29 protein-coding genes and 1 tRNA gene are annotated in these 20,462 nt (G+C 65.6%); 17 read left to right on the top strand and 13 right to left on the bottom strand.

Features of this window, described 5'->3' with window-relative positions:
* Positions 1 to 7: 7 nt before the first annotated feature.
* Positions 8 to 955, bottom strand: coding sequence for a UV DNA damage repair endonuclease UvsE (gene uvsE / locus LAQ74_RS14555; RefSeq protein ID WP_224333251.1), 948 nt, complete (start codon positions 953 to 955; stop codon positions 8 to 10).
* 200 nt (positions 956 to 1,155) lie between these two features.
* On the opposite strand from uvsE, the gene radA reads away from it, so the two are divergent.
* Both radA and thpR read left to right on the top strand, forming a co-directional pair.
* Positions 1,156 to 2,187 carry a DNA repair and recombination protein RadA gene (gene radA, locus LAQ74_RS14550; protein WP_224333250.1) on the top strand — a complete coding sequence of 344 codons (1,032 nt, stop codon included), beginning with the start codon at positions 1,156 to 1,158 and terminating at the stop codon, positions 2,185 to 2,187.
* 200 nt (positions 2,188 to 2,387) lie between these two features.
* Entirely contained in the window at positions 2,388 to 2,942 is a 555-nt protein-coding gene (gene thpR, locus LAQ74_RS14545; protein ID WP_224333249.1) for an RNA 2',3'-cyclic phosphodiesterase, read from the top strand.
* Positions 2,943 to 2,977: 35 nt separating this feature from the next.
* Here the strand turns inward: thpR and LAQ74_RS14540 are convergent, their stop codons facing one another.
* Both LAQ74_RS14540 and LAQ74_RS14535 read right to left on the bottom strand, forming a co-directional pair.
* Positions 2,978 to 3,232 carry a hypothetical protein gene (locus LAQ74_RS14540; protein WP_224333248.1) on the bottom strand — a complete coding sequence of 85 codons (255 nt, stop codon included), beginning with the start codon at positions 3,230 to 3,232 and terminating at the stop codon, positions 2,978 to 2,980.
* A 98-nt stretch (positions 3,233 to 3,330) separates the two neighbouring features.
* Positions 3,331 to 3,600: a HalOD1 output domain-containing protein gene (locus LAQ74_RS14535; protein WP_224333247.1), complete on the bottom strand. Its 270-nt coding sequence runs from the start codon at positions 3,598 to 3,600 to the stop codon at positions 3,331 to 3,333.
* A gap of 323 nt (positions 3,601 to 3,923) precedes the next feature.
* Here LAQ74_RS14535 and LAQ74_RS14530 point away from each other — a divergent pair, with 323 nt between their 5' ends.
* The 6 genes from LAQ74_RS14530 (at position 3,924) to ftsY (ending at position 7,156) form a co-directional block, all read left to right on the top strand.
* Positions 3,924 to 4,076, top strand: a complete 153-nt coding sequence (locus LAQ74_RS14530; RefSeq protein WP_137197982.1) for a 50S ribosomal protein L39e — start codon at positions 3,924 to 3,926, stop codon at positions 4,074 to 4,076.
* Positions 4,076 to 4,354, top strand: coding sequence for a 50S ribosomal protein L31e (locus LAQ74_RS14525; RefSeq protein ID WP_224333246.1), 279 nt, complete (start codon positions 4,076 to 4,078; stop codon positions 4,352 to 4,354). Before LAQ74_RS14530 ends, LAQ74_RS14525 begins: the two co-directional genes overlap by 1 nt.
* Positions 4,355 to 4,357: 3 nt before the next feature.
* Positions 4,358 to 5,023: a translation initiation factor IF-6 gene (locus LAQ74_RS14520; protein ID WP_224333245.1), complete on the top strand. Its 666-nt coding sequence runs from the start codon at positions 4,358 to 4,360 to the stop codon at positions 5,021 to 5,023.
* A 100-nt stretch (positions 5,024 to 5,123) separates the two neighbouring features.
* Complete coding sequence (gene rpl18a / locus LAQ74_RS14515; RefSeq protein WP_224333244.1) at positions 5,124 to 5,300, top strand: 50S ribosomal protein L18Ae; 177 nt, start codon at positions 5,124 to 5,126, stop codon at positions 5,298 to 5,300.
* On the top strand, positions 5,300 to 5,773 hold the full coding sequence (pfdA, locus tag LAQ74_RS14510) for a prefoldin subunit alpha (RefSeq protein WP_425498539.1): 474 nt from the start codon (positions 5,300 to 5,302) through the stop codon (positions 5,771 to 5,773). Before rpl18a ends, pfdA begins: the two co-directional genes overlap by 1 nt.
* An 18-nt stretch (positions 5,774 to 5,791) precedes the next feature.
* Complete coding sequence (gene ftsY / locus LAQ74_RS14505; protein WP_224333242.1) at positions 5,792 to 7,156, top strand: signal recognition particle-docking protein FtsY; 1,365 nt, start codon at positions 5,792 to 5,794, stop codon at positions 7,154 to 7,156.
* A gap of 48 nt (positions 7,157 to 7,204) precedes the next feature.
* Here ftsY and LAQ74_RS14500 read toward each other — a convergent pair whose 3' ends face one another.
* Complete coding sequence (locus LAQ74_RS14500; RefSeq protein WP_224333241.1) at positions 7,205 to 7,471, bottom strand: hypothetical protein; 267 nt, start codon at positions 7,469 to 7,471, stop codon at positions 7,205 to 7,207.
* 160 nt (positions 7,472 to 7,631) lie between these two features.
* On the opposite strand from LAQ74_RS14500, the gene LAQ74_RS14495 reads away from it, so the two are divergent.
* A complete protein-coding gene (locus tag LAQ74_RS14495) occupies positions 7,632 to 9,014 on the top strand; it encodes a signal recognition particle protein Srp54 (protein WP_224333240.1) in 1,383 nt (460 codons plus the stop codon).
* 19 nt (positions 9,015 to 9,033) lie between these two features.
* Here the strand turns inward: LAQ74_RS14495 and LAQ74_RS14490 are convergent, their stop codons facing one another.
* A complete protein-coding gene (locus LAQ74_RS14490; protein WP_224333239.1) occupies positions 9,034 to 9,426 on the bottom strand; it encodes a hypothetical protein in 393 nt (130 codons plus the stop codon).
* A gap of 198 nt (positions 9,427 to 9,624) precedes the next feature.
* On the opposite strand from LAQ74_RS14490, the gene LAQ74_RS14485 reads away from it, so the two are divergent.
* The 6 genes from LAQ74_RS14485 to LAQ74_RS14460 all read left to right on the top strand — a co-directional run bounded on the left by LAQ74_RS14485 (position 9,625) and on the right by LAQ74_RS14460 (position 13,908).
* Positions 9,625 to 10,827: an MFS transporter gene (locus LAQ74_RS14485; protein ID WP_224333238.1), complete on the top strand. Its 1,203-nt coding sequence runs from the start codon at positions 9,625 to 9,627 to the stop codon at positions 10,825 to 10,827.
* Between the two features lie 84 nt (positions 10,828 to 10,911).
* Entirely contained in the window at positions 10,912 to 11,490 is a 579-nt protein-coding gene (locus LAQ74_RS14480; protein WP_224333237.1) for a magnesium transporter, read from the top strand.
* A 33-nt stretch (positions 11,491 to 11,523) separates the two neighbouring features.
* On the top strand, positions 11,524 to 12,051 hold the full coding sequence (locus tag LAQ74_RS14475) for a magnesium transporter (protein ID WP_224337284.1): 528 nt from the start codon (positions 11,524 to 11,526) through the stop codon (positions 12,049 to 12,051).
* 129 nt (positions 12,052 to 12,180) lie between these two features.
* Entirely contained in the window at positions 12,181 to 12,336 is a 156-nt protein-coding gene (locus LAQ74_RS14470) for a hypothetical protein (RefSeq protein ID WP_224333236.1), read from the top strand.
* A 47-nt stretch (positions 12,337 to 12,383) separates the two neighbouring features.
* The gene (locus LAQ74_RS14465; protein WP_224333235.1) at positions 12,384 to 12,869 is read left to right on the top strand and encodes a hypothetical protein; all 486 of its coding nucleotides are present in this window, start codon (positions 12,384 to 12,386) and stop codon (positions 12,867 to 12,869) included.
* Between the two features lie 61 nt (positions 12,870 to 12,930).
* The gene (locus LAQ74_RS14460) at positions 12,931 to 13,908 is read left to right on the top strand and encodes a nucleoside recognition protein (RefSeq protein ID WP_224333234.1); all 978 of its coding nucleotides are present in this window, start codon (positions 12,931 to 12,933) and stop codon (positions 13,906 to 13,908) included.
* Between the two features lie 20 nt (positions 13,909 to 13,928).
* Here the strand turns inward: LAQ74_RS14460 and LAQ74_RS14455 are convergent, their stop codons facing one another.
* From LAQ74_RS14455 to LAQ74_RS14440, 4 genes are all read right to left on the bottom strand, one after another.
* On the bottom strand, positions 13,929 to 14,591 hold the full coding sequence (locus tag LAQ74_RS14455) for an AIM24 family protein (RefSeq protein WP_224333233.1): 663 nt from the start codon (positions 14,589 to 14,591) through the stop codon (positions 13,929 to 13,931).
* A 99-nt stretch (positions 14,592 to 14,690) separates the two neighbouring features.
* The gene (locus tag LAQ74_RS14450) at positions 14,691 to 15,254 is read right to left on the bottom strand and encodes an HPP family protein (RefSeq protein ID WP_224333232.1); all 564 of its coding nucleotides are present in this window, start codon (positions 15,252 to 15,254) and stop codon (positions 14,691 to 14,693) included.
* On the bottom strand, positions 15,254 to 15,667 hold the full coding sequence (locus LAQ74_RS14445) for an RNA-binding domain-containing protein (RefSeq protein ID WP_224333231.1): 414 nt from the start codon (positions 15,665 to 15,667) through the stop codon (positions 15,254 to 15,256). The genes LAQ74_RS14450 and LAQ74_RS14445 overlap by 1 nt, the downstream gene beginning before the upstream one ends.
* Complete coding sequence (locus LAQ74_RS14440; protein WP_224333230.1) at positions 15,657 to 16,244, bottom strand: AAA family ATPase; 588 nt, start codon at positions 16,242 to 16,244, stop codon at positions 15,657 to 15,659. Before LAQ74_RS14440 ends, LAQ74_RS14445 begins: the two co-directional genes overlap by 11 nt.
* 90 nt (positions 16,245 to 16,334) lie before the next feature.
* Here LAQ74_RS14440 and LAQ74_RS14435 point away from each other — a divergent pair, with 90 nt between their 5' ends.
* Together LAQ74_RS14435 and LAQ74_RS14430 are read left to right on the top strand one after the other, a co-directional pair.
* Positions 16,335 to 16,712: a YccF domain-containing protein gene (locus LAQ74_RS14435; protein ID WP_224333229.1), complete on the top strand. Its 378-nt coding sequence runs from the start codon at positions 16,335 to 16,337 to the stop codon at positions 16,710 to 16,712.
* Between the two features lie 64 nt (positions 16,713 to 16,776).
* Positions 16,777 to 16,851, top strand: a tRNA-Arg gene (locus LAQ74_RS14430).
* Positions 16,852 to 17,019: 168 nt separating this feature from the next.
* Here the strand turns inward: LAQ74_RS14430 and LAQ74_RS14425 are convergent.
* The 4 genes from LAQ74_RS14425 to LAQ74_RS14410 all read right to left on the bottom strand — a co-directional run bounded on the left by LAQ74_RS14425 (position 17,020) and on the right by LAQ74_RS14410 (position 20,153).
* Positions 17,020 to 18,189, bottom strand: coding sequence for a zinc-dependent alcohol dehydrogenase (locus LAQ74_RS14425; RefSeq protein ID WP_224333228.1), 1,170 nt, complete (start codon positions 18,187 to 18,189; stop codon positions 17,020 to 17,022).
* Positions 18,186 to 18,974 (bottom strand): SRPBCC family protein, encoded by a 789-nt coding sequence (locus tag LAQ74_RS14420; RefSeq protein WP_224333227.1) that lies wholly within the window; start codon positions 18,972 to 18,974, stop codon positions 18,186 to 18,188. The genes LAQ74_RS14425 and LAQ74_RS14420 overlap by 4 nt, the downstream gene beginning before the upstream one ends.
* 320 nt (positions 18,975 to 19,294) lie before the next feature.
* A complete protein-coding gene (locus LAQ74_RS14415; protein WP_224333226.1) occupies positions 19,295 to 19,504 on the bottom strand; it encodes a dodecin family protein in 210 nt (69 codons plus the stop codon).
* A 121-nt stretch (positions 19,505 to 19,625) separates the two neighbouring features.
* Positions 19,626 to 20,153: a DUF2393 domain-containing protein gene (locus LAQ74_RS14410; RefSeq protein WP_224333225.1), complete on the bottom strand. Its 528-nt coding sequence runs from the start codon at positions 20,151 to 20,153 to the stop codon at positions 19,626 to 19,628.
* Between the last annotated feature and the right edge of the window lie 309 nt (positions 20,154 to 20,462).

Here is a 20,462-nt window from a genome sequence, read left to right as displayed (position 1 = left end):
TTAAGCGCTACGTCCCGCGGGCGTCGTCTCCGGGGGTGTCGCTTTTCGAGTTTACGTCGTTTCGTTCCCGATACCGGAGAACTGCGCGCTCCTTCATCTTCGCCTCTATCATCACGTCCGCGCCGGTGCCGTACGTCAGAATCGGCCCCCGAACGTAGTCGCTGTGATTCTGCGGACGAGTCGTCGAATCGGTCTCGTACAGTCGCCGCGACTCGCTGTAGTGGATGATCGGCGTCGTCTTCCACGTGTCGGCGGCCAGTCGCGCCGCCTCCCGGCGCGTAAGCCCCCGAGAAGTGAACTGGTGGTGAAGTTCGTCGTACGTCACCGGAATCCCCGCTTCGTCGGCGACGGTCTCGACCAGTTCCGGAACACTCCACAGCGACTCCTTGTCGTCGTTCTCGACGGTGAGGCGACTCCGAACCGATTCCGAGAGGCGGTCGAGGTTCCCGCAGAATCGCTCTCCGGTCGCCTCCTTGTCGCCGTAGTGCGCGCCGATGTGGACGTTGATGGCGTTGTACGGCGTCCGCGACAGTCCCATCGCGTCCATGAGCGCGCCGTGGTTTTCGAGGTCGCCGACGGCGTTGTCGACGACTGACTCGTCGGGACTCGCCAGTTTGACGAAGTGATTCGGGTGAAACGTTAGCCGGACATCGTTGACCGTGGCGAGTTCGCCGACGGCTTCGAGTTCCTCGCGGACGGTCGCGGCGTTCGGGAGGTCGCCGAGGCTGTACCGACTGTACCACGGTAGGAGGTCCGAGGTGATTCGGTAGAAGTAGATGTCGTGGTCGAGGTTCCACTCGACGATTCGACGCAGGTCGCTGCAGTTCTTCTCGGCCAACTCGCCGGCGTACGGGAGGCCGCGCTCTTCGAACGTCGCCTCTCGCATGCCGCGGTTCGTTCGGACGCTCTCTTCTCGGAGCGTCGTGTTCATCGCGGCGTAGCCGTATCTGGTCATCGTGGTGGGACGGTCGGAGAACCGCTACGCTCTCCCGTAGGGCCGCGTGCAGGTAAGCGTACTGCCGCCCCGAAACGGAAGTGAACAGTAGTGTGGATTTCGGGCGTCTATGCCCTTCTACTCCCAATCTTCTGACCGAGCCGTTCACTTTCACCCTCCAGTTACCGACGGTTTATCCCCGGTGGATGGTAACCGGTTACATGGCAGCGACGAACCTCGAACGGCTCCCGGGCGTCGGTCCGGCGACGGCCGAGAAACTGAACGCGGCCGGCTACGACTCCTACCGAACGCTGGCGGTTGCGAGCCCCGCCGAAATCGCTGGGGCGGCCGACATCGGTGAGACCGCCGCCGGAGACATCGTCCGCGGCGCACGCGAATTCACGGACGTCGGTCGGTTCGAAACCGGCGTCGAGATGCTCCAGCACCGCAAGCAGGTCGGTAAACTCCGGTGGCGCGTCCCCGAGGTAGACGACCTGCTCGGCGGCGGCGTCGAGACGCGGTCCATCACCGAGGTGTACGGCGGCTACGGCGCCGGCAAATCGCAGGTCACCCACCAACTCGCGGTGAACGTCCAACTGGCGCACGACCACGGCGGACTGGAAGGGAGTGCACTCTTCGTCGACACCGAGAACACGTTCAGACCCGAGCGCATCGACGAGATGATCCGAGGATTGGACGACGAGACGTTGGCGGCCGAACTCGCTCGGCGAGATATCGAGGGATCGCCCCACGACGACACAGCGATAGACGCACTCGTCGGCGACGTCCTCGACCGACTCCACGTCGCGGAGGCGTACAACTCCGACCACCAGATGTTGCTGGCCGAGAACGCCAAGCAGCTCATCTCGGAAGCCGAGGGCACCGAGTGGCCGATTCGCCTCCTCTGCGTGGACTCGCTGACGGCGCACTTCCGCGCGGAGTATCTCGGCCGCGGTGCGCTGGCGGCGCGACAGCAGAAACTCAACCGGCACGTCCACGACCTGCTCCGCATCGCACACCTCTACAACGTTGCCGTCGTCGTGACGAATCAGGTACAGAGCAACCCCGACGCCTTCTTCGGCGACCCGACCAGGCCCATCGGCGGTAACATCCTCGGTCACGCCTCCTCGGTCCGCCTCTATCTGAGAAATGCGAGAGGCACCAAGCGAGTCGTCAAACTGGTCGACGCGCCGAACCTCCCCGACGGCGAGGCCGTCATGCGCGTCGAAGGGTCAGGCCTCTGTGCCGAGTGAGACGAGCAAACGGACTCGTGGCGAACAGACGGTGTGTCGATATCGTGCCGTCCGCGAGGGGTACACCGTGCTCCCGCCTCGACCGCCTCGCGGTCTCGTGTTAGTTCACAGACGACGGTGGTCCCGTCATCGCTGATAAACGTATGTCGCCCGACCCCGTTGACCCCGACTCTTAACGCCCTCGTCGTCGCAGGGTAGGTATGCGACTGTTCGTCAGCATCGACCTCCCGCACTCGCTCTCGGGCGCCGTCGCGGCCGTCCAAGACGACCTGCGCGACGCCGAGGGCCTCCGGTTCGTTGACCCGGAGCAGGCTCATCTCACGCTGAAGTTCCTCGGCGAGACCGACGATGACCGTCTCGGCGAGGTGGAGGAGGCGCTCGAATCGGCGGTCGATGCCGCGAACGTCGAACCGTTCGAGGCGACCGTCGGCGGACTGGGCGTCTTCCCGTCGCTCGACTACGTCAGCGTCGTCTGGCTCGGCATCGAGGAGGGTAGTGAGCGAATCACTCGCCTCGCCGAAGCTGTCGAACGGGAGACGACGGCCATCGGCTTCGACGCGGAGTCCCACGAGTTCACGCCCCACGTTACGCTCGCACGAATGGACGATGCCCTCGGAAAAGACATAGTACGACGGGCCGTCCGCGAGACGGACCCGACGGTCGGGACGTTCCGCGTCGAGCAGATTCGGCTCAAAGAGAGCGTGATCGGCCCCAACGGTCCCGAGTACTCGACGGTAAGTCGCTTCGTACTCTGACCGCAGTAGGGCCCCAAACGGGCTCCGAACGCCGATTACCCGTGTCGTTCCTGCGGTTCTTTCAGGTGTACCTCGTCACCTTTCATTTCTTTAACGTGTTCGCGGTGGAGCCGACTGTCGTCGTCGGACTCCCAGCCGAGCATCTCCATCAGACCCTCGGTGATGCTCCCGCCGCGCTCTACGTCCGCGTACTCGGCGTTATCGCCGGCGAGTTCGATGGTCCCGACCTCGTTCCCTTCGTGGTCGACGACGCGCTTTCCCTCGTCTTCGCCGCGGAAGTTTCGCGACATATGGTGGGTTCGGTCGCGAGTCACATGTAACTGATGTCGACAGCCAACCCGCGTTCGGACCGCGTCTGCGACCGCGACTCAGGCGTCGTGTCCGTTCATCACGCGCTCGCGCCCGAACCCGCTACGGGCGATTCGATGGTCATCACTCTATCGCTGGTGACCGTGATGCGCTGACCCAGATACGTGAAGACGACGACGGTGTCGCTCTCGCTCTCGAGAACGGCCTCCGCGGCCTCGGCGTCGAACGAGTTCGCCAGCGGCGGGAGTTCCGCCGGGTCTACGTCGAACAGCCTCCCGACGGCCCGGGCGATGTCCACGCAGAGACTCGTCTCGTCGGAGCGGTGGTAGTAGTGTATCGGCGGACCCATACGATAGTTGAATGAACTCCGCCAACTTAAATGTATCCTAGAATATAATAATTAAAATATTATAATAAAGATAATATATTGTACAATCTACTGATTAGTCGCCGAACGCCGCGTACTGCGATTCGCTATCGACATCGAACGACATTCCGTCGCCCGGCCGGCTCGAGCGTACTCCGAAGACGTCGTCTCGAAAACGGATGCCGAGACGGATGAACACGAATAGAACGCCGTCATCGACTGTCACGGGGGACGTGCGATTCCGTGACGCGGCCGCGACGCGAAGGAACAAGATTTTATGCCGCGCAACGGAACCCACTGCTACTATGGGTAAAAAATCGAAGGCCAAGAAGAAGCGACTGGCGAAACTGGAGCGCCAGAACAGTCGCGTCCCGACGTGGGTCATGCTGAAGACGGACATGCAAGTCACGCGAAACCCTAAGCGCCGCAACTGGCGGCGAAGCGATACTGACGAATAATGAGCGCGAGTGATTTCGAAGAACGCGTCGTCACCGTCCCGCTCCGCGGCGTCAAGAAGGTCGCCGTCCAGAAGCGCGCCGACCGCGCGATGAGCATCATCCGTCAGCACCTCGCGAAGAACTTCAACGTCGACGAGGACGCCGTTCGCCTCGAACCCTCGCTCAACGAGGCCGTCTGGGCGGAGGGTCGACAGAACCCGCCGCGGAAGCTTCGCGTCCGCGCCGCACGGTTCGACGAGGACGGCGAGGCCGTCGTCGAGGCCGAACCGGCCGAGTAAACGGTGCTCCGCGCCTCCTTCGCCGGGTCGCCGTACGTCGGCGTCTTCGCGCGCGCGACGAACGACTGCCTGCTCGTCCGTCCGGACGCAGACGACGAACTCGTCTCGTCTCTGGCCGACGAGTTCGGCGTTCCCCCAGTACCGACTACGGTCGGTGGGTCGGGCACCGTCGGTGCGCTGGCGATGGGCAACGAGAACGGAATTCTCGTCTCCGGCCGCGCGACCGACCGCGAACGCGAGCGAATCGCCGACGCCGTCGACTTGCCGGTCGTCCCCTTGCCGGGACGTATCAACGCCGCCGGCAACGTCGTGCTCGCCAACGACTACGGCGCGTGGATCCACCCCGACCTCGACGACGAGGCCGTCGCGGCCGTCGAGGAGGCGCTCGACGTGCCGGTCGAACGCGGCGACCTCGGCGATGTCCGCACCGTCGGCACCGCGGCGGTCGCCAACAACACCGGCGTCCTCTGTCACCCGAAATCTCGGGAGCCGGAACTGGAGGCGCTCGAAGAACACCTCGACGTGTACGCCGACATCGGCACCGTCAACTACGGCGCGCCGCTGGTCGGCTCCGGCCTCGTCGCCAACGAGGAGAGCTACGTCGTCGGCGAGGAGACGACGGGTCCGGAGCTCGGGCGCATCGAGGAGACGCTCGGCTACATCGACTGAGTTTTCGCCGACTTCTTTGCGGCCGCGTCTCCGCCTTCGAGCGCACCGCTCGACTCTCCGAGTAGGAAGATACTTCCCGCTCGCTACCCCACGCTTTGCCATGAGTCAGTTTACTGTACGCGGCCGATTCCGAAGCCGCGACGGCTACCGGACGTTCACCAAGGACATCGAGGCAGCGAACGAGAACGTCGCCCGCGAGTACACACTCTCGCGCTTCGGCAGCGAGCACGGCCTCAAGCGTATGCAGGTCGAACTCGACGAGGTGACCGCACAATGATGGGTAGCGGTGGCGGCGGTCAGCAGCAACTTCAGCAGCTCTCGCAGGAACTGCAGGCGATCGACGAGGAGATCGAGGAACTCGAAGCCGACATCTCCGACCTCGAACAGGAGAAAACGGAGATGGACGAGGCCATCGAGGCGCTCGAGACGCTCGAGAGCGGTTCGACGGTACAGGTACCGCTCGGTGGCGGCGCGTACGTCCGCGCGGAAGTGCAGGACATCGACGAAGTTGTCGTCAGCCTCGGCGGCAACTACGCGGCCGAACAGGAGCGAGACGGTGCCATCGAGGCGCTCCGCAGCAAGCAAGACCACGTCGACGAGCGTATCGCGGGCGTCGAAGGCGAGGTTCGCGACCTCGAAGACGAGAGCGACGAGATCGAACAGCAAGCCCAGCAACTCCAACAGCGCCTCCAGCAGCAGCAGATGCAGCAGATGCAGCAGATGCAGCAGGAGGAGAACGGCGACGAGTAACTCACGACAACCCCCCCCATGTTCGACGGACTCAAAAAGAAGCTCAACAGCTTCCGCGAAGACGTTGAGGAGACCGCCGAGGAGAAAGCCGAGGCCGAAGGAGTCGATGCGGCCGATGCGGCGGAGGCGGAAACGACCGAGGTCGATGCGGCCGACGCGGAGACGGCCGAGATCGACGCGGCGGAGGCGGCCGACGCGAGCGCGGAGTCCGTCGCCGACACCGAGACGAGCGGCGCGGTCGAACACGGTGCGACGGAGACGTCGGACCCATCACGGGCCTCGGTCCAGCAGGCCGATCCCGACACCGTCGCCGAGACAACCGAGACGGCCGAACCGGACGAGAGCGCACCGTCGGCCCAGGCTGTCGCCGCCGACGCCGAGGCGGACGCCGCCGAGAGTACTGCCGACGCAGAGTCGCCCGCGGAGTCGTCTCCCGAACCGGTTCCCGACGAGTCCGCCGTCGAAGACCAGGGGGAGGAAGAACGTTCGGGCCCCGGCCGACTGAAGCGCGCGGCGGCGTTCGCCACCGGCCGTATCATCATCGAGGAGGAGGACCTCGAACAGCCGCTGTGGGAACTGGAGATGGCGCTGCTGCAGAGCGACGTGGAGATGGGCGTCGCCGAGCAGATGCTCGACACCATCCGTGAGAAGATGCTCGGCACCACGCGCAAGCAGGTGCAGACGACGGCGCAACTCGTCGAGGAGGCGCTGCACGACGCGCTGCTCGACGTCATCAGCGTCGGTCAGTTCGACTTCGACCAGCGAATCGCCGACGCGGACAAGCCCGTCACCATCATCTTCACCGGCGTCAACGGCGTCGGCAAGACGACGAGCATCGCCAAACTCTCGGAGTATTTCGAGGAACAAGGCTACTCAACGGTGCTCGCCAACGGCGACACCTACCGCGCCGGCGCGAACGAGCAGATTCGCAAGCACGCCGAGAACCTCGACCGGAAGCTCATCGCCCACGAACAGGGCGGCGACCCGGCGGCGGTCATCTACGACGCCGTCGAGTACGCCGAGGCCCACGACATCGACATCGTCCTCGGCGACACCGCGGGTCGGCTCCACACCTCCAACGACCTGATGGCGCAGTTGGAGAAGATTGACCGCGTCGTCGGCCCGGACATGACGCTGTTCGTCGACGAAGCCGTCGCCGGTCAGGACGCCGTCCAGCGCGCGAAGAAGTTCGACGAGACCGCCGAAATCGACGGCGCAATCCTGACGAAAGCCGACGCTGACTCCTCAGGCGGCGCGGCCATCTCCATCGCCTACGTCACCGGGAAGCCGATTCTCTTCCTCGGCACCGGTCAAGAGTACGACGACATCGAGCGGTTCGTCCCCGAGGAGCTCGTCGCGAGTCTTCTCGAAGACGAGGAGTAGCTCACTTCTCGCCTCCCTCCGCGCTTTCGACTCCCACGGTGAGCGCCGCTACTCCGGTTCGCCCTCCGACTTCCAGGCGAGCTCGACTCGGAGGAGCGCGCTACACTGGACGGTATCTCCCCGATAGCCGTCGCAACGGCCGGTCTCGACGACCCGCATGAGCGGCGTCTGCGACCCGCACTCCGGGCACTCGATGGCGTACCCCTCGTCGGCTTCGAGGAACGCGTCCGGATTCAGTTCCATTCGGCCGGCCTCTTCCCACCCGGTCGTGCTGTCGCCGCTGGGCGACTGCTCCTCGTCTGCGCCGTTCGTCATGGGTACGATGGCATCGCCCGCGGGGATAAATCTCGGTTCGAGTCGGTTCAAGAGAGTGTCTCCTCACCCGTCTTGGCCCGAATGCCCGACTCGAATCGCCCCGAATCGACGCGGCGCGACGAATAAAGCCTTTACCGGTTCGGTGGCGTACTGTGTGCAAATGGTACTCGACAATCTCGGAAGCTCCCTCCGCGGTACGTTGGAGACGCTGCGAGGGAAGACCCGCCTCAGCGAAGAGGACGTGGAGGCGGTCGTCAAGGAGATCCAGCGTTCGCTCCTCCAGGCCGACGTCGACGTGGCGCTCGTGATGGAACTGTCGGACAGCATCAAAACCCGCGCGCTGGAGGAGGAACCCCCCGGAGGAACCTCCGCGCGCGACCACGTCCTCAAAATCGTCTACGAGGAGATGGTCGCCATCGTCGGCGAGTCGACGGAGATTCCGCTCGAACCCCAGACCATCCTCCTCGCCGGGCTGCAGGGGTCGGGGAAGACCACCTCCGCCGCGAAGATGGCGTGGTGGTTCTCGAAGAAGGGACTGCGCCCGGCGGTCATCCAGACCGACACCTTCCGCCCCGGCGCGTACGACCAGGCCAAGCAGATGTGTGAGCGCGCCGAAGTGGAGTTCTACGGCGACCCCGACGAGTCCAACCCCGTCACCATCGCCCGCGAGGGGCTGGAGGCGACGGAGAACGCCGACGTCCACATCGTCGACACCGCGGGTCGACACGGCCTCGAAGACGAACTCATCGCCGAGATCGAGGAGATAGAGGGCCTCGTCAGTCCCGACCTCAGTCTGCTCGTCTTCGACGCGGCCATCGGCCAGGGCGCGAAAGAGCAGGCCCGGCAGTTCGAGGAGGCCATCGGCATCGACGGCGTCGTCATCACGAAGCTCGACGGGACGGCGAAAGGTGGCGGTGCGCTGACCGCCGTCAACGAGACGGATTCCTCCATCGCCTTCCTCGGGACGGGCGAGACCGTTCAGGACATCGAGCGCTTCGAGCCGAACGGGTTCATCTCCCGACTGCTCGGGATGGGCGACCTCAAACAGCTCTCCGAGCGCGTCGAGCGCGCGATGTCAGAGACGCAGGCCGAGGACGACGACTGGGACCCCGAGGACATCATGAAGGGGTCGTTCACGCTCAAGGACATGCAGAAGCAGATGGAGGCGATGAACAAGATGGGGCCGCTCGACCAGATCATGGACATGATTCCCGGCCTCGGCGGCGGGCTGATGGACCAGCTACCCGACGACGCCATGGACGTCACCCAGAACCGGATGCGGAGCTTCGAGATAATCATGGACTCGATGACCGAAGGCGAGATGGAGAATCCCCGGAGCGTCGGCGCGAGTCAGGTCCGCCGCATCTCGCGCGGCAGCGGGAGAGACGAGGAGACGGTGCGCGAACTGCTCGAACAGCACAAGATGATGGAGCAGACGCTCAAGCAGTTCCAGGGGATGGGCGACGGCGACATGCAGCGGATGATGAAGAAGATGGAGCAGCAGGGCGGTGACGGCGGTATGGGCGGCTTCGGACCGTTCTGAGCGTCAGAGGTAGAGGGTTTCACGCGCCGACCCGCGAGGCGACGCGGTCTCTGACGACCACACCGAGCGCGCCGGCGAGCATCCCGCCGAGGGCGAACGACGGAACCAGCATCACCACGCTCGGCACCGAAAAGTACGCGCCGACGCTGCCGGCGATTTCGGCGTCTCCGACGTGGAAGTACACGTCGAGGGCGTAGAAGCCGACGACGGCGAGGACGCCGCCGACGGCCCCGACGAGACCGGCGAGTGCGCCGTCGAAGAGACCGTCGGTCGCGTCGCGGGCGCGGAGTGCGACGATACCTCCGGCGAGGACACCCCACGGCGCAGCGGTTTGGGGTCCATACAGGAGGACGGCGACGACGGAGGCGACAGCGCTGAGGACGCCGCCGAGCGCGACCGATGTTCTGTCCATACGTGTGCCAAGATATGATGACCATATAATCATTTCTCCCGCTCCCCTCTCTACGGCGACGGCGAGCGATCTCACGGAGTCGGCGACGCCACACACTCCGCGGAGTCACGCATCTGCTCCGTAGCGTCACCGACACTATCCACTCCGCGGACCGCCGGTTTCAGTTTCCTTTTGCCACTCGCCGACAACCCCCACCTGATGTATCGCCGTCTGCGCTCGCTCACCCGTTTCGACGCGCTCGTCCTGACGGCGCTCATCTGGTTTCTCGCGAAGTTTCTTCGCTACGCCTTCCCACCGCTGTTCGGGACGCTCCAGGCGGAGTACGGTGTCTCGAACGCCGTCGTCGGCACCGCCTACACCGCGCTGATGCTCGTCTACGCGCTGATGCAGTTCCCCTCGGGGGCGCTCGCCGACCGCGTCGGCGCGGTGACGGTCATCACCGTCGGGGCCGCCGCCGCCGCCGTCGGGGCGCTCGCGCTCGTGCCCTCGGTTCCCTTCGCGCTCGTCGTCGCTGCAATGCTACTCGTCGGCATCGGCACCGGCGTCCACAAGACCGTCGCCATCAGGCTGCTCTCGCGAGTGTATCCGGCACAGACGGGACGGGCGCTCGGCGCGCTCGACACGCTCGGCGCGTTCGGCGGCGTCGCCGCCCCCGCCGCCGTCATCGCGCTGACCACCCACGCGGACTGGCACGCGGTGTTTCTCGCCGGTGGCGTCGCCGGCGTCGCCCTCGCGGGGGCGTTCGCGCTCCGCGTTCCGAAACGCGTCCCCGACAGCCGAAACGCCGCCGCCGAGAGCGCGGGCGCTCGCGAGTACGCCGCGCTCTTTCGCCGTCCGCGCTTTGCCGTTTTCGTCGTCGTGACGGTGTTTTTCTCCTTCGCGTACAACGGCGCGGTCGCGTTCCTCCCGCTGTATCTCGAACGGAGCGCTGGCCTCTCGACCGTCGCCGCCAGCGGTATCTTCAGCGTGCTGTTCGTCGTCAGCCTCGTCCAACTGCTCACCGGCGAAGCGAGCGACCACGTGGGCCAACTCCCCATCATCGGATTCACGCTCGGTCTCGCGGCAGTCGCGCTCGTCGCGCTCGTCGCCGTCAGCGAGGCGAATTTCCTCGCGCTGGCTGCCGTCGTCGTCGCGTTCGGTCTCGGCGCGCACGGCTTTCGCCCCGTCCGGGGTGCGTACCTCGTCTCGGTCATCCCCGACAGCGTCGCGGGCGGCGGCCTCGGCGCGGTGCGGACGCTGTTGATGGGCGCGGGGGCACTCGCACCGGCGGCCGTCGGAATCCTCTCCGACACCGTCGGCTTCCGCCTCGCGTTCACCGCGCTCGCCGCCTCGATGGCCATCGCCGCGGCGCTGACGGTCCTCCTCGTCTTCGTCGGCGACGACGCACCCACGCCGGCGTAGATTCTCCCGTGGGGCGGTGACACACGACTCGGCCGTACACTCTCGCCCGCCCGACTTTTACCGTCGCCGCACGTCTGTCCCCGTATGCCCGTCCGCGACGTCGCCGTCGAAGCGTACCGAGAGGCGCTGCCGGTGCTCCTATTGAGCGCCGTCGGCGGCCTCTTCGCGGGCGTCGTCCTCGGTGGGATGGAGGCGGAACTCGAACGGGTCGCCGGACTCATCGTACTCGTCCCCGCGTTGCTGGCGACGCGCGGCAACGTCTACGGGTCGCTCGGCGCGCGTCTCGCCTCCGGTCTCCATCAGGGTCTCGTCGAACCGTACTTCACGTTCTCCGACCGGCGTATCCGCAACGCCATCGTCGCGGCGCTCGCAAACGGGATTCTCGTCAGCGTCTTCGCCGCCGTGCTCGCGTACGCAGTCTTGCTGACGCTCGGTCGACCCACGGCAACGCTCTGGTCGCTCGTCGGTATCGCCGCTATCGCGGGCGTCATCTCCGGACTGTTGCTGACTATCGCAGTACTGGGTGTCGTCTTCTACGGCTACAGACAGGGGATGAACCCCGACACGCTCGCCGGTCCCGTCGTCACGACGACCGGCGACGTGGTCGGAATCGCGACGATGCTGTTCGCCGCCCGCGTCGTCCTCGCACTAGGAGGTGGGTGAGTGCCCGAAACCCAATGGAGCGTCCGCGGCATCATGCGGACGATGCTCCCCGTCCTCCTCGTGTTGACGGCGGTCGAACTCGCCAGCGGACTGGTGCTGGACACGTTCGAGTCGACGCTGCTGCAGTATCCGTCGCTTCTCGTGTTGGTCCCGGTCACCATCGGAATGGCCGGCAACCTGGGGAGCATCCTCGCCGCGCGCCTCTCGACGGCGTTCCACCTCGGCCTGCTCGACTTCGCGCCCGACGACGACCTGCTTCTGGGCAACGCGGTCGCGACTATCGCGCTCTCGCTGACGCTGTTTCCGCTCGTCGGTGCGGGCGCGTGGACGATTCAGACGGCCGTCGCCGGGACGGCGCTCGACTTTCTGACCGTCGTCACCGTCGCCACCGCCAGCGGGGCGGTGCTCGCGGTACTCGCCATCGTCGTCACGCTGGTCGCGACGTACGCGGCCTACCGCCTCGAACTCGACCCCGACGACGTGGTGATTCCGGTGGTAACGAACACCTGCGACGTACTCGGCGTTCTCGTCCTGTTCGGGGTCGTGCGGATTCTCGTGTGAGTCGGTCGTCAGTATGCGTCAGTCGGTAGTGTGCGCCAGTCGTCAGTATGCGTCGGTGGGCGTGTGGGCGTATTGTTCGATCCCGACTCCCCCGAGGAGTTAACACGTCGAGACAGAAACCGCACAGCGATGGCGAATCCCTCCGAAGTCATTAGCGTTCTCGTGGTACTCGAATTCGTCGTGATGGCCTCGCTAGTGTTGCTTCTGGTCCCGTTCGAAGCCGCGGTCCCACTCGTACCGCTGCTCTTGGTCTTCCTGGTCGCCCTCCACGCGTACCGGGCCTGAGTTTCCCCCACACAAAACATTTAGCCGCCACCTGCGACTTGGTGGTCATGTCTCTGCCCTCCAGTCGACGGGACGCCCTCAGGTTCTGCGGCGTCGCGCTCGGCGTCGGAATCGCGGGCTGTGTCCAGTCCGGACCGACCGACCCCGCTGACTCGACCCGAAACGACTCGGTGTCCACCGATTCACCGACATCCGAACCGACCGCGATACCCTCGTCCGCCGTTCCCGACGAGGAGGCGAAAGAACGCGCGCTCGAAACCGAGGAGGCGTACATCACGGAGCGACTCGAAGGGGCGTCCTGCCTGACGGGGTGGGGAGCGACGCCGACGGTCACCGACGAGGAGGCGACCGTGACCGACCGCACCGCCGACGGCGTTCACGTCGAAGTGACGCATCCGTACTGGTACTCCGCAGAGCGACAGAGCGGCAACGAGACGGTCGTCGAGGAGGCTGACGGTGCGACGAGCGCGCGCTACGTCGTCACAGGCGATGACATCCGACGCGACGAGGGAGACGACATCTCTCCTTGCTGAGCGCGACTGCTCTCCGTCGCCGACCGACGCCCATTTGCCCACACGGCACCGACCGCAGACCGTGCAGTCCGTCGTGCAGGCGCTCGACCCGTCGTTTCTCGCCGAGGTCGCCTCCCGCGTCGTGACCATCGCCGTCGCCATCGGTGTCGGCGTCTTCCTCGCCAACGTCGCCGTCGCCTTCGGGGCGGTGCGCTACATCACCGTGCTGGCGTACCCGCTGACCGGTCCCGCCAATCTCCCGCGGGAAGTCGGCACGGCGATTCTGACGACCACCGCGTCGACGACGGCGGGGTACGGGATGCTCGCGGAGTTTCGCGACTCGGAGATGTTGGACGACCGCGCGACGCTCGTCGCCGTCACCATCAACACGTTCTTCGGCTTCGTCCAGCACATCTTCACCTTCTACGCACCGGTGCTGATCCCGATTCTCGGGCTTCGCGTGGGTCTCATGTACGTCGGCGCGCGGGCCGCCATCGCGCTCGGCATCACGCTCGTCGGGATTCTGGCCGGGGCGCTCCTGTTGTCGGAGCGAAACGTGAACTCCGCGGCCGTCCCCGAGGACGTCGACACGCCCGACCGCGAGACGCAGTCGACGCCGGAGAAACTCCGCGGCGCGGCGAAGAGCACGTGGAAGAAACTTCGCAGAATCGTCCCGCGCCTCGCCGTCGTCTACGCGCTCGTCACGCTGCTCGTGGAGACGGACTCGCTACAGGCGTTGACGAGCGTGGCGGACCCGCTGGCGACGCTCGTCGGCCTCCCCGGCGCGGCCGTGCCGGTCATCGCCGTCTTCGCCTTCGACACGACGACGGGCGCGGTGACCATCGCGCCGCAGGTCGGTGAGGTGTTCACGCCGCGGCAGGCGGTGGCGACGATGCTTCTCGGGGGTATCGTCTCCTTCGCCGTCTCGACGTTCAAGCGCTCTATTCCCTTTCAGTACGGTATCTGGGGGGCGAATTTCGGATCGAAAGTCGTCGCGGTCAACACTGCGCTGAAGGTCGTCTTCATCGGTGTTGCCGTCGCGGTGTTGCTCGTCCCCTGAGCGGTTTCGTTTCGTCTCGGTCACTCCTGCGGCGACTGCTCCTCGTACGGTTGGACGACGACGAAGCCGCCCTCGCCGGCGAAGTGTAGTTGGAACGTCTCCCCCGAGGAGCGTCCGAGGAAGCTCTTGATGTTCAGGTCGCGTTTCGTGCTGGGCGAGACGTTGCTGCTCCAGGCGACGGTAGCGTTGGGGTCGGTGCTGACCGGCGTCGGCAGGACGAGCGGTTCGCCGTGGGTCGTGATGGCGACGTGACCCGGTCCCTTCAGGTAAACGTTGAACAGCCCACCGGTCGACGTGCCGGCGATGCTTTTCATCATCTTGATGTCCCACGTGACGCCGTCTTCGAACGCCAGCACGTCGTTGCCGTTGACGCTTATCTCGTCGTCGGCGTCCAGTTCGAGAATCTGGACCTCCTTTCCCTGGTCGGCCAGGTAGAGGTGTCCGGACCCCGTCGCCTGCATCAGTACGGCGCCCTCGCCGGTCGCCTTCTTCTTCAGGATGCCCGTCAGTCCGCCGCCGGACTTCCGCTCGAACGAGATGTCGCCGGTGTAGCCGACCATCGCCCCGGCTTTCGCCATGACGCTCCCGTCCAGCGAGACGTCGAGCATTTTCGAGCTCTCGCGCTGGAAGACGTCTCCGCCCTCCTTCGGTCCGTGTGTTTCGAGGAATCTGTCTACGTCCATAGTTCTTTCAGAGCCGACAGAATTCAGCTCTTCGAAGACGATACGTCGTTCGCGTAATAACTGTTTGTGGGCGTATCACACGGAACGACTGTCGTCGAATCAGTCGTGTTCGGTCTCGGAACGCCGGACGCGGTCTTCGGCGACCGACTCGTTAGCCCGATCTCCCGTCGACGCGGTCCGTCGCCCCCGAACGAGAATCCGCTGAACGGCGACGAGGAGCAGTACCGCGATCACGATGGCGAGCGCCTCGCCCACCTGCGTCAGGAGTCCGAGCGAGACGATGAGCGTGGTCGCGCAGGCGGGCGGATGCCGGAGGTCGGTCGCCAGCATCCCCGCGGTGGTGGCCCCGACGGCCACCGTCGCGCTGGCGGCGAGTCGGATACCGGCCGCCGACAGCGGTTCGTGAATCTGGAGCACGACGATGCCCGATGCGAGCAGATGGTACGTCGCCATCCCGGCGAGGACACCGATAACGTGGCCGCCGACGACGCGTTTGGGCGCGCTGTCGGCGTCGCCGATTCCGGTCGCGAGCACGTATGCCGAGGGGCCGAGACTCGGGAAGAGAAACGAGCGACCGGTGAGGAGCGCCACCGCTCCGAGGACGGTCATCAGGGCCGCGGCATGAAGCGTCGCCGGGAGCACCCGGTCCCGTGGGTCGTCCATCAGTCGCGGTCGCTGACGGGGCGACCGTCTCTCGTCGGCGGCGCGACGTGGTCGACGAACTGGTCGACGCTCGGGTCGCGGACGATGACGTGGACCTCGATGTCGCCGAGCTCGTCGGGGTTGCCGACCGCGAAGTTGACGACGCCCTTCAGCGCCGCCTGCTTCTTCAGCGCGAACGAGAAACCCGATTCGTCGCCCCGCTTCGTGAACTCCCGGCGGGCCGTGTCGAGAATCTCCTGTTCGTGGAGGCGGTCGGAGAACTCGTCGAGCGAGTGCGTCTCGGCGACGAGTCGCCCCGGTTCGTGCTCCAGTTCGGCGTTCGGAAAGAGGTTCGTGACGGCGTCGGCGACGCGGTCCGTCACCTCGGTCGCTCGGACGGGCGCTTCGATGCGGACGTCGATGCTATATATCATCTCGAGCGCTCCCCCCGGTTTCGATTGCGGACTCCTCGCCGCTGACAATCGCCTGTATTCGGTCGCGGAACGCCTCCAGCGTGTCGGTGTTCTCGATACGGACGTCGGCGCGTTCCATCGCCTCGCCCATCCCGAAGCCGAGTTCGCGCTCGTCGCGGGCGCGGAGCCCCTCGCCGCCGTCGTCTTCCCCGAGGTCACGGCCGCGCTCGGAGAGACGCTCGGCGCGCACCTCGAACGGCGCTTCGATGCTCACGAGGTAGAAGTCGTCGCCGAACGCCTCCTCGAACCGGTCGACCTCGACGCCCGAACGGATGCCGTCGACGACGACGCTGTCGTGGTTCTCCAGGCGGTCTTCGACGAGCGGGAGCGACCGCGCGGCGATGGCGTCGGCGCCGTTCTCCTCGCGGAGCGTCTGCGCGATCTCGCCGTGGTGTTCGGCGGGGTCGAGGCCGCGGGCGCGGCACTCGGTGCGGATGACGTCGCCCATCGTGACGACCGGAATTCCAGCCTCGCGTGCGACGGTCGCGGCCTCGCCCTTCCCGCTGCCGGGCAGGCCGACGGTACCGATGACTCTCATTCGACTCCCGATACTCGCACGGCGGACTTAGGCCTGCTGTTCTCGCCGGCCGCCAGCACGCTTTTCGCCCGGCAGCGCCTTCGTTCACGTATGAGTGATCGTTCTCTGGTGGTGCGCGCGCTGTGGTTCGTCTTCGTCGGTTGGTGGGCGACCCCGCTCGTCGTCAACGCCGCGTGGTTTCTGACGGCGACGGTCGTCCTCCTCCCGCTGGGCATCAAACTCACGAACCTCGTCCCGACCGTCTTGAGCCTGAAGGAACCACGTTCGCGCTCGCAACCGGAGGCTGCGCGCGGCCAGCACTCGCTTCTCGTCCGCGCAGTATACTTCGTGCTCGTCGGCTGGTGGTTGAGTTGGCTCTGGGCGAACGTCGCCGCCTTCTTGGCCGTAACTATCGTCGGTCTGCCGGTCGCGTACTGGATGTTCAACCGATTGCCGTACGTGACGTCGCTGTACCGCTTCGACGGGTGAGCCGTCTTCGCTCGGTGTGGTGAACCACAACCGCTTTTTGGTCGGGACGAATCGTCGTAGTCGAGGGCACGTAGCTCAGTCTGGATAGAGCGTCGGACTTCTAATCCGACGGTCGTGGGTTCAAATCCCATCGTGCTCGCTCAGGTTCACTTCGTTCACCTTCGCTCGCACGATGTAGTTACGCTCGCTTCGTCTACGGGCGACTCGTGGGTCGCCCGTAGGCCAGCGAGACGGCGAAGCCGTCTCGCCCTACTCGCGTAACTCCTATCGTGCTCTCGTAGTCCGCAAATACCTGAGGACGTGCCCCCTACGGCTCGAACACCGCTCGAACGCAGCCGTCCTCCTTCTCCTTGAACATCTCGTAGCCGCGCGGCGCGTCTTCGAGCGACATCGTGTGCGTCGCCAGATACGACGGGTCCATCTCGCCTTCGACGACGTGCTCCAGCAGTTGCGGCACGTAGCGCTGACCGTGCTGCTGGGCGGTGCGGACGGTGAGTCCCTTGTTGATGATGACGCCGAGCGGAAACTTGTCCATCACGCCGTAGACGCCGAGAATCGAGAGCGTCCCGCCCTTGCGACAGGCGCGGATGGCCTGCCGGAGCGCGTCGCCGCGGTCGGTGTGGAGCTTCATCGACTGCTTCGCGCGGTCGTAGGCGTGGCCCATACCCGTGCCGTGCGCCTCCATCCCGACGGCGTCGATGCAGGCGTCGGGGCCGCGCCCGCCGGTCAGCCGCTTCAGTTCGTCGACGACGCTGTCTACTTCCGTGTAGTCGATGGTCTCCGAGCCGGCGTCCCGCTCGGCCATCCGGAGTCGCTCGGGGAAGCGGTCGATGCCGATGACGTGCTCTGCGCCCATGAGCGCGGCGCTCTGTTGGGCCATCAGCCCGACGCCGCCGCAGCCCCAGACGGCGACCGTATCCCCGGGTTCGATGTCACAGAAGTCCGCACCCATGTAGCCGGTCGGCCACGCGTCCGAGGCGAACAGCGCCTGCTCGTCGCTGAGTTCGTCGGGGACGACGAAGCAGTCCTCGTCGGCGTGTGGCACGCGGACGTACTCGGCGTGTGACCCGGCGTAGCCGCCGAAGGCGTGGGTGTAGCCGTAGATTCCCGCGGTCGGATAGCCGAGTACCGGCTCCTGGAGCTCCGGGTTCGGATTCGTGTTGTCGCAGAGCGACCACTGGTCGATCTGGCAGTAGTGACAGTTACCGCAGCCGATAAAGGAGGGAACGACCACCCGATCGCCCTCCTCGACGGTCTCGACCTTCCGGCCGACTTCGACCACTTCGCCCATGAACTCGTGGCCGATGACGTCGCCCTCGCGCATCGTCGGGAGGTAACCGTCGATGAAGTGGAGGTCGGAGCCGCAGGTCGTCGTCAGGTTCACCTGGAGAACCACGTCCCGCGGGTTGACGAGTTCGGGGTCGGGAACGGTCTCGACCTGCAGATCGTTGACGCCCTCCCAGCAGAGCGCTCTCACACCAGATCACCCTTCCCGCGCGCCGACGGGTTGCGGTCGAGCGTCGGAATCTCGCCCGTCTCCGCGAGGCTCTTGAACCGGTAGAGCATCTTGGAGGCGAGCACCTCGGGGGCGAACCCCAGGAAGCTCATCGCCGCGCCGCCGACTGCGCCGCCCGGCGGGTCGAAGCGGACGCGCAGCGTCACTTCGGTCCCCTGGTCGGCGGGCGCTGGCCGAAACTCCAGAGCACCCTCGTTGGCGACGCTCGCGCCGTCGACCGACTCCCATCGGAGCAACTCGTCCGGTCGGTCCTCGACGAGTCGGGTCTCCCACGTCAGGGTGCGCCCGAGTGGGCCGTCGATGCGCCAGCGGTAGCGCCCTTCCTCTTCGTCTTCGACGGTCACCTCGGCGACGCCGCTCACGACCTGCGTCAGCGTCTCCGGGTCGCGCCACAGGTCGTACAACTCGTCCGTGGACTTTCTAACCGTGGTCGCACGCTCGACGTCGATCGGACTCGCCGACGCGTCGTTTTCTCGGCGCTCTCGCCGGTCGTCCCCGACGGGACTCGACCTCGCCGACCGGAGACGGCGCTGTCCCCCGCCGCCGCGATAGACGAGCCAACCGCCGACGACCGCCAGCACTGCGCCGACAAGCGAGCGCCGCCTGAGACCGGACAGCACGAACCAGCCGCCGACGGCCGCCGAGACGAGTCGGTTCGGGAGTCCGAGTTCCACATTTGGGGGGTCGGGCGCACCGGTGACGACTCCGGGGTCGCCTTCGGTCGACGCGTGCGATTCCGCGGTCATCTCGATACCTCGCTGAGAGGTCCGAGCCCGGTGACGCCTCTCCGGCCGTGTGGTCGACTGTCTGGAGCACGCTGTTCGTCTACGGGCGCGTTGGCGAGAACGAACATGTAATAGAACCCGAGTAACGTACCCTCGTCTCGGCATTAGATTTAGACCACGTAAATGAAAGTCCGGGCGACCGTTCGCGACTGCCCGAATATCCTCGTCACATCGTCGTTTCGTGGCGGCACGACGACGCGGTGTCGTCGTCTCGTCGAACTGTCGTCTCGCCGTCCGTTCCGACTTCTCGTTTCTCCGGTCTTCTGCTACTCAGTCCCTCGCTACTCCTGGTCGTGTACCGGGAACGCCACCTCGGCCGTCGCGTGGTACTCGACGATTTCGTCGTTTTCGACGTTCGCCGTCCAGTCTTCGATCTCGATGCCGCTGATGTCGTCGATGGTCTTGCTCGCCTGTCGGAACGCCTCCTCGGCGGCGTCCTGCCACGACTCCTCCGAGGTGCCGAGCACTTTGACGATTTTCACTACAGTCATGCGCGACACCGTACCACGACGGTCGGGATGTGATTTTTGTCGCTCGTGACTGTCTCTCACCGTCAAGAGAGAGTCGTCTCTGGCTGTCCGAGTCGCCGACACAGTCTCATCGAAAGCCCGGTTAGGCGTCCTCTTGACCAGTCACCCAGATGACGTAACTGTCGGGACTCCGGCCCTCCGGAGCGTCGAAGACGGCCTCGAACTCCCACGTCGCGTCCGGGGCGAGCGTGTCGCGGTACTCCTCCTGCTGTTCGGGGTACTCTCTGGCGCTGTCGTCGCCCTCGTCCGTGCGGGGGGAGACGTGGACGGTGACGAGTTCGTACGTCGTGTCGCCGGTGTTCCGTATCACTCCCTCGACGCCGCTCTGTCCGTCGCGCTGGAAGTAGCTGTGTCGGACGATTTCGAGGTCCTGCTGCGACTGCTCACCGACCGTCCCCTCCACGTCGCTTTCGTCGCCGGTCGTCTCGTCGCCAGCAGTCTCGTTCCCGGCGGTCTCGTCGTCGGTAGTTTCGTTCTCTCCTGCCTCGTCTTCGGCGGTCTCCTCCGTTTCGGTCGCCTCCGTCTCGTTACCGGCGTCAGCGGCACCGTCGGTTCCGTTCTCTCCCTCCTGGGCTTCGTCGCCCCCGTCGCCGTCGGTCTCTCCTCCCATATCGGCACAGCCTGCGACTCCTGCTGCGAGAACTGTCGTAGCGATACCTCGAACGAACGTTCGCCGATTCTCCGACATGGAACTCACCTGTGTTACTGTGGGGAGATGAGCGAGTTGTCGATTGGGCTTGTATTTGGAAGCGATAGTCGCACCGGCGGAGGCAGTACCTGCCGGCTCGGAAATCGATGCCAGCGCTACGCCGAGGGCGGCGACATCAGTCGGGAAACGGCGTCGCTACTCGGAGAACGTGGTTGACGCGAAAAATTCGGAATCGGCGAACGGGCCGACGGTCGAGAGACGGTGCGAAGC

The sequence above is a fragment of the Haloprofundus halobius genome, assembly GCF_020097835.1.
Taxonomy (GTDB): domain Archaea; phylum Halobacteriota; class Halobacteria; order Halobacteriales; family Haloferacaceae; genus Haloprofundus; species Haloprofundus halobius.
The sequence above is the reverse complement of the archived record's forward strand: the minus strand, read 5'-3'. Positions and strand labels throughout refer to the sequence as shown.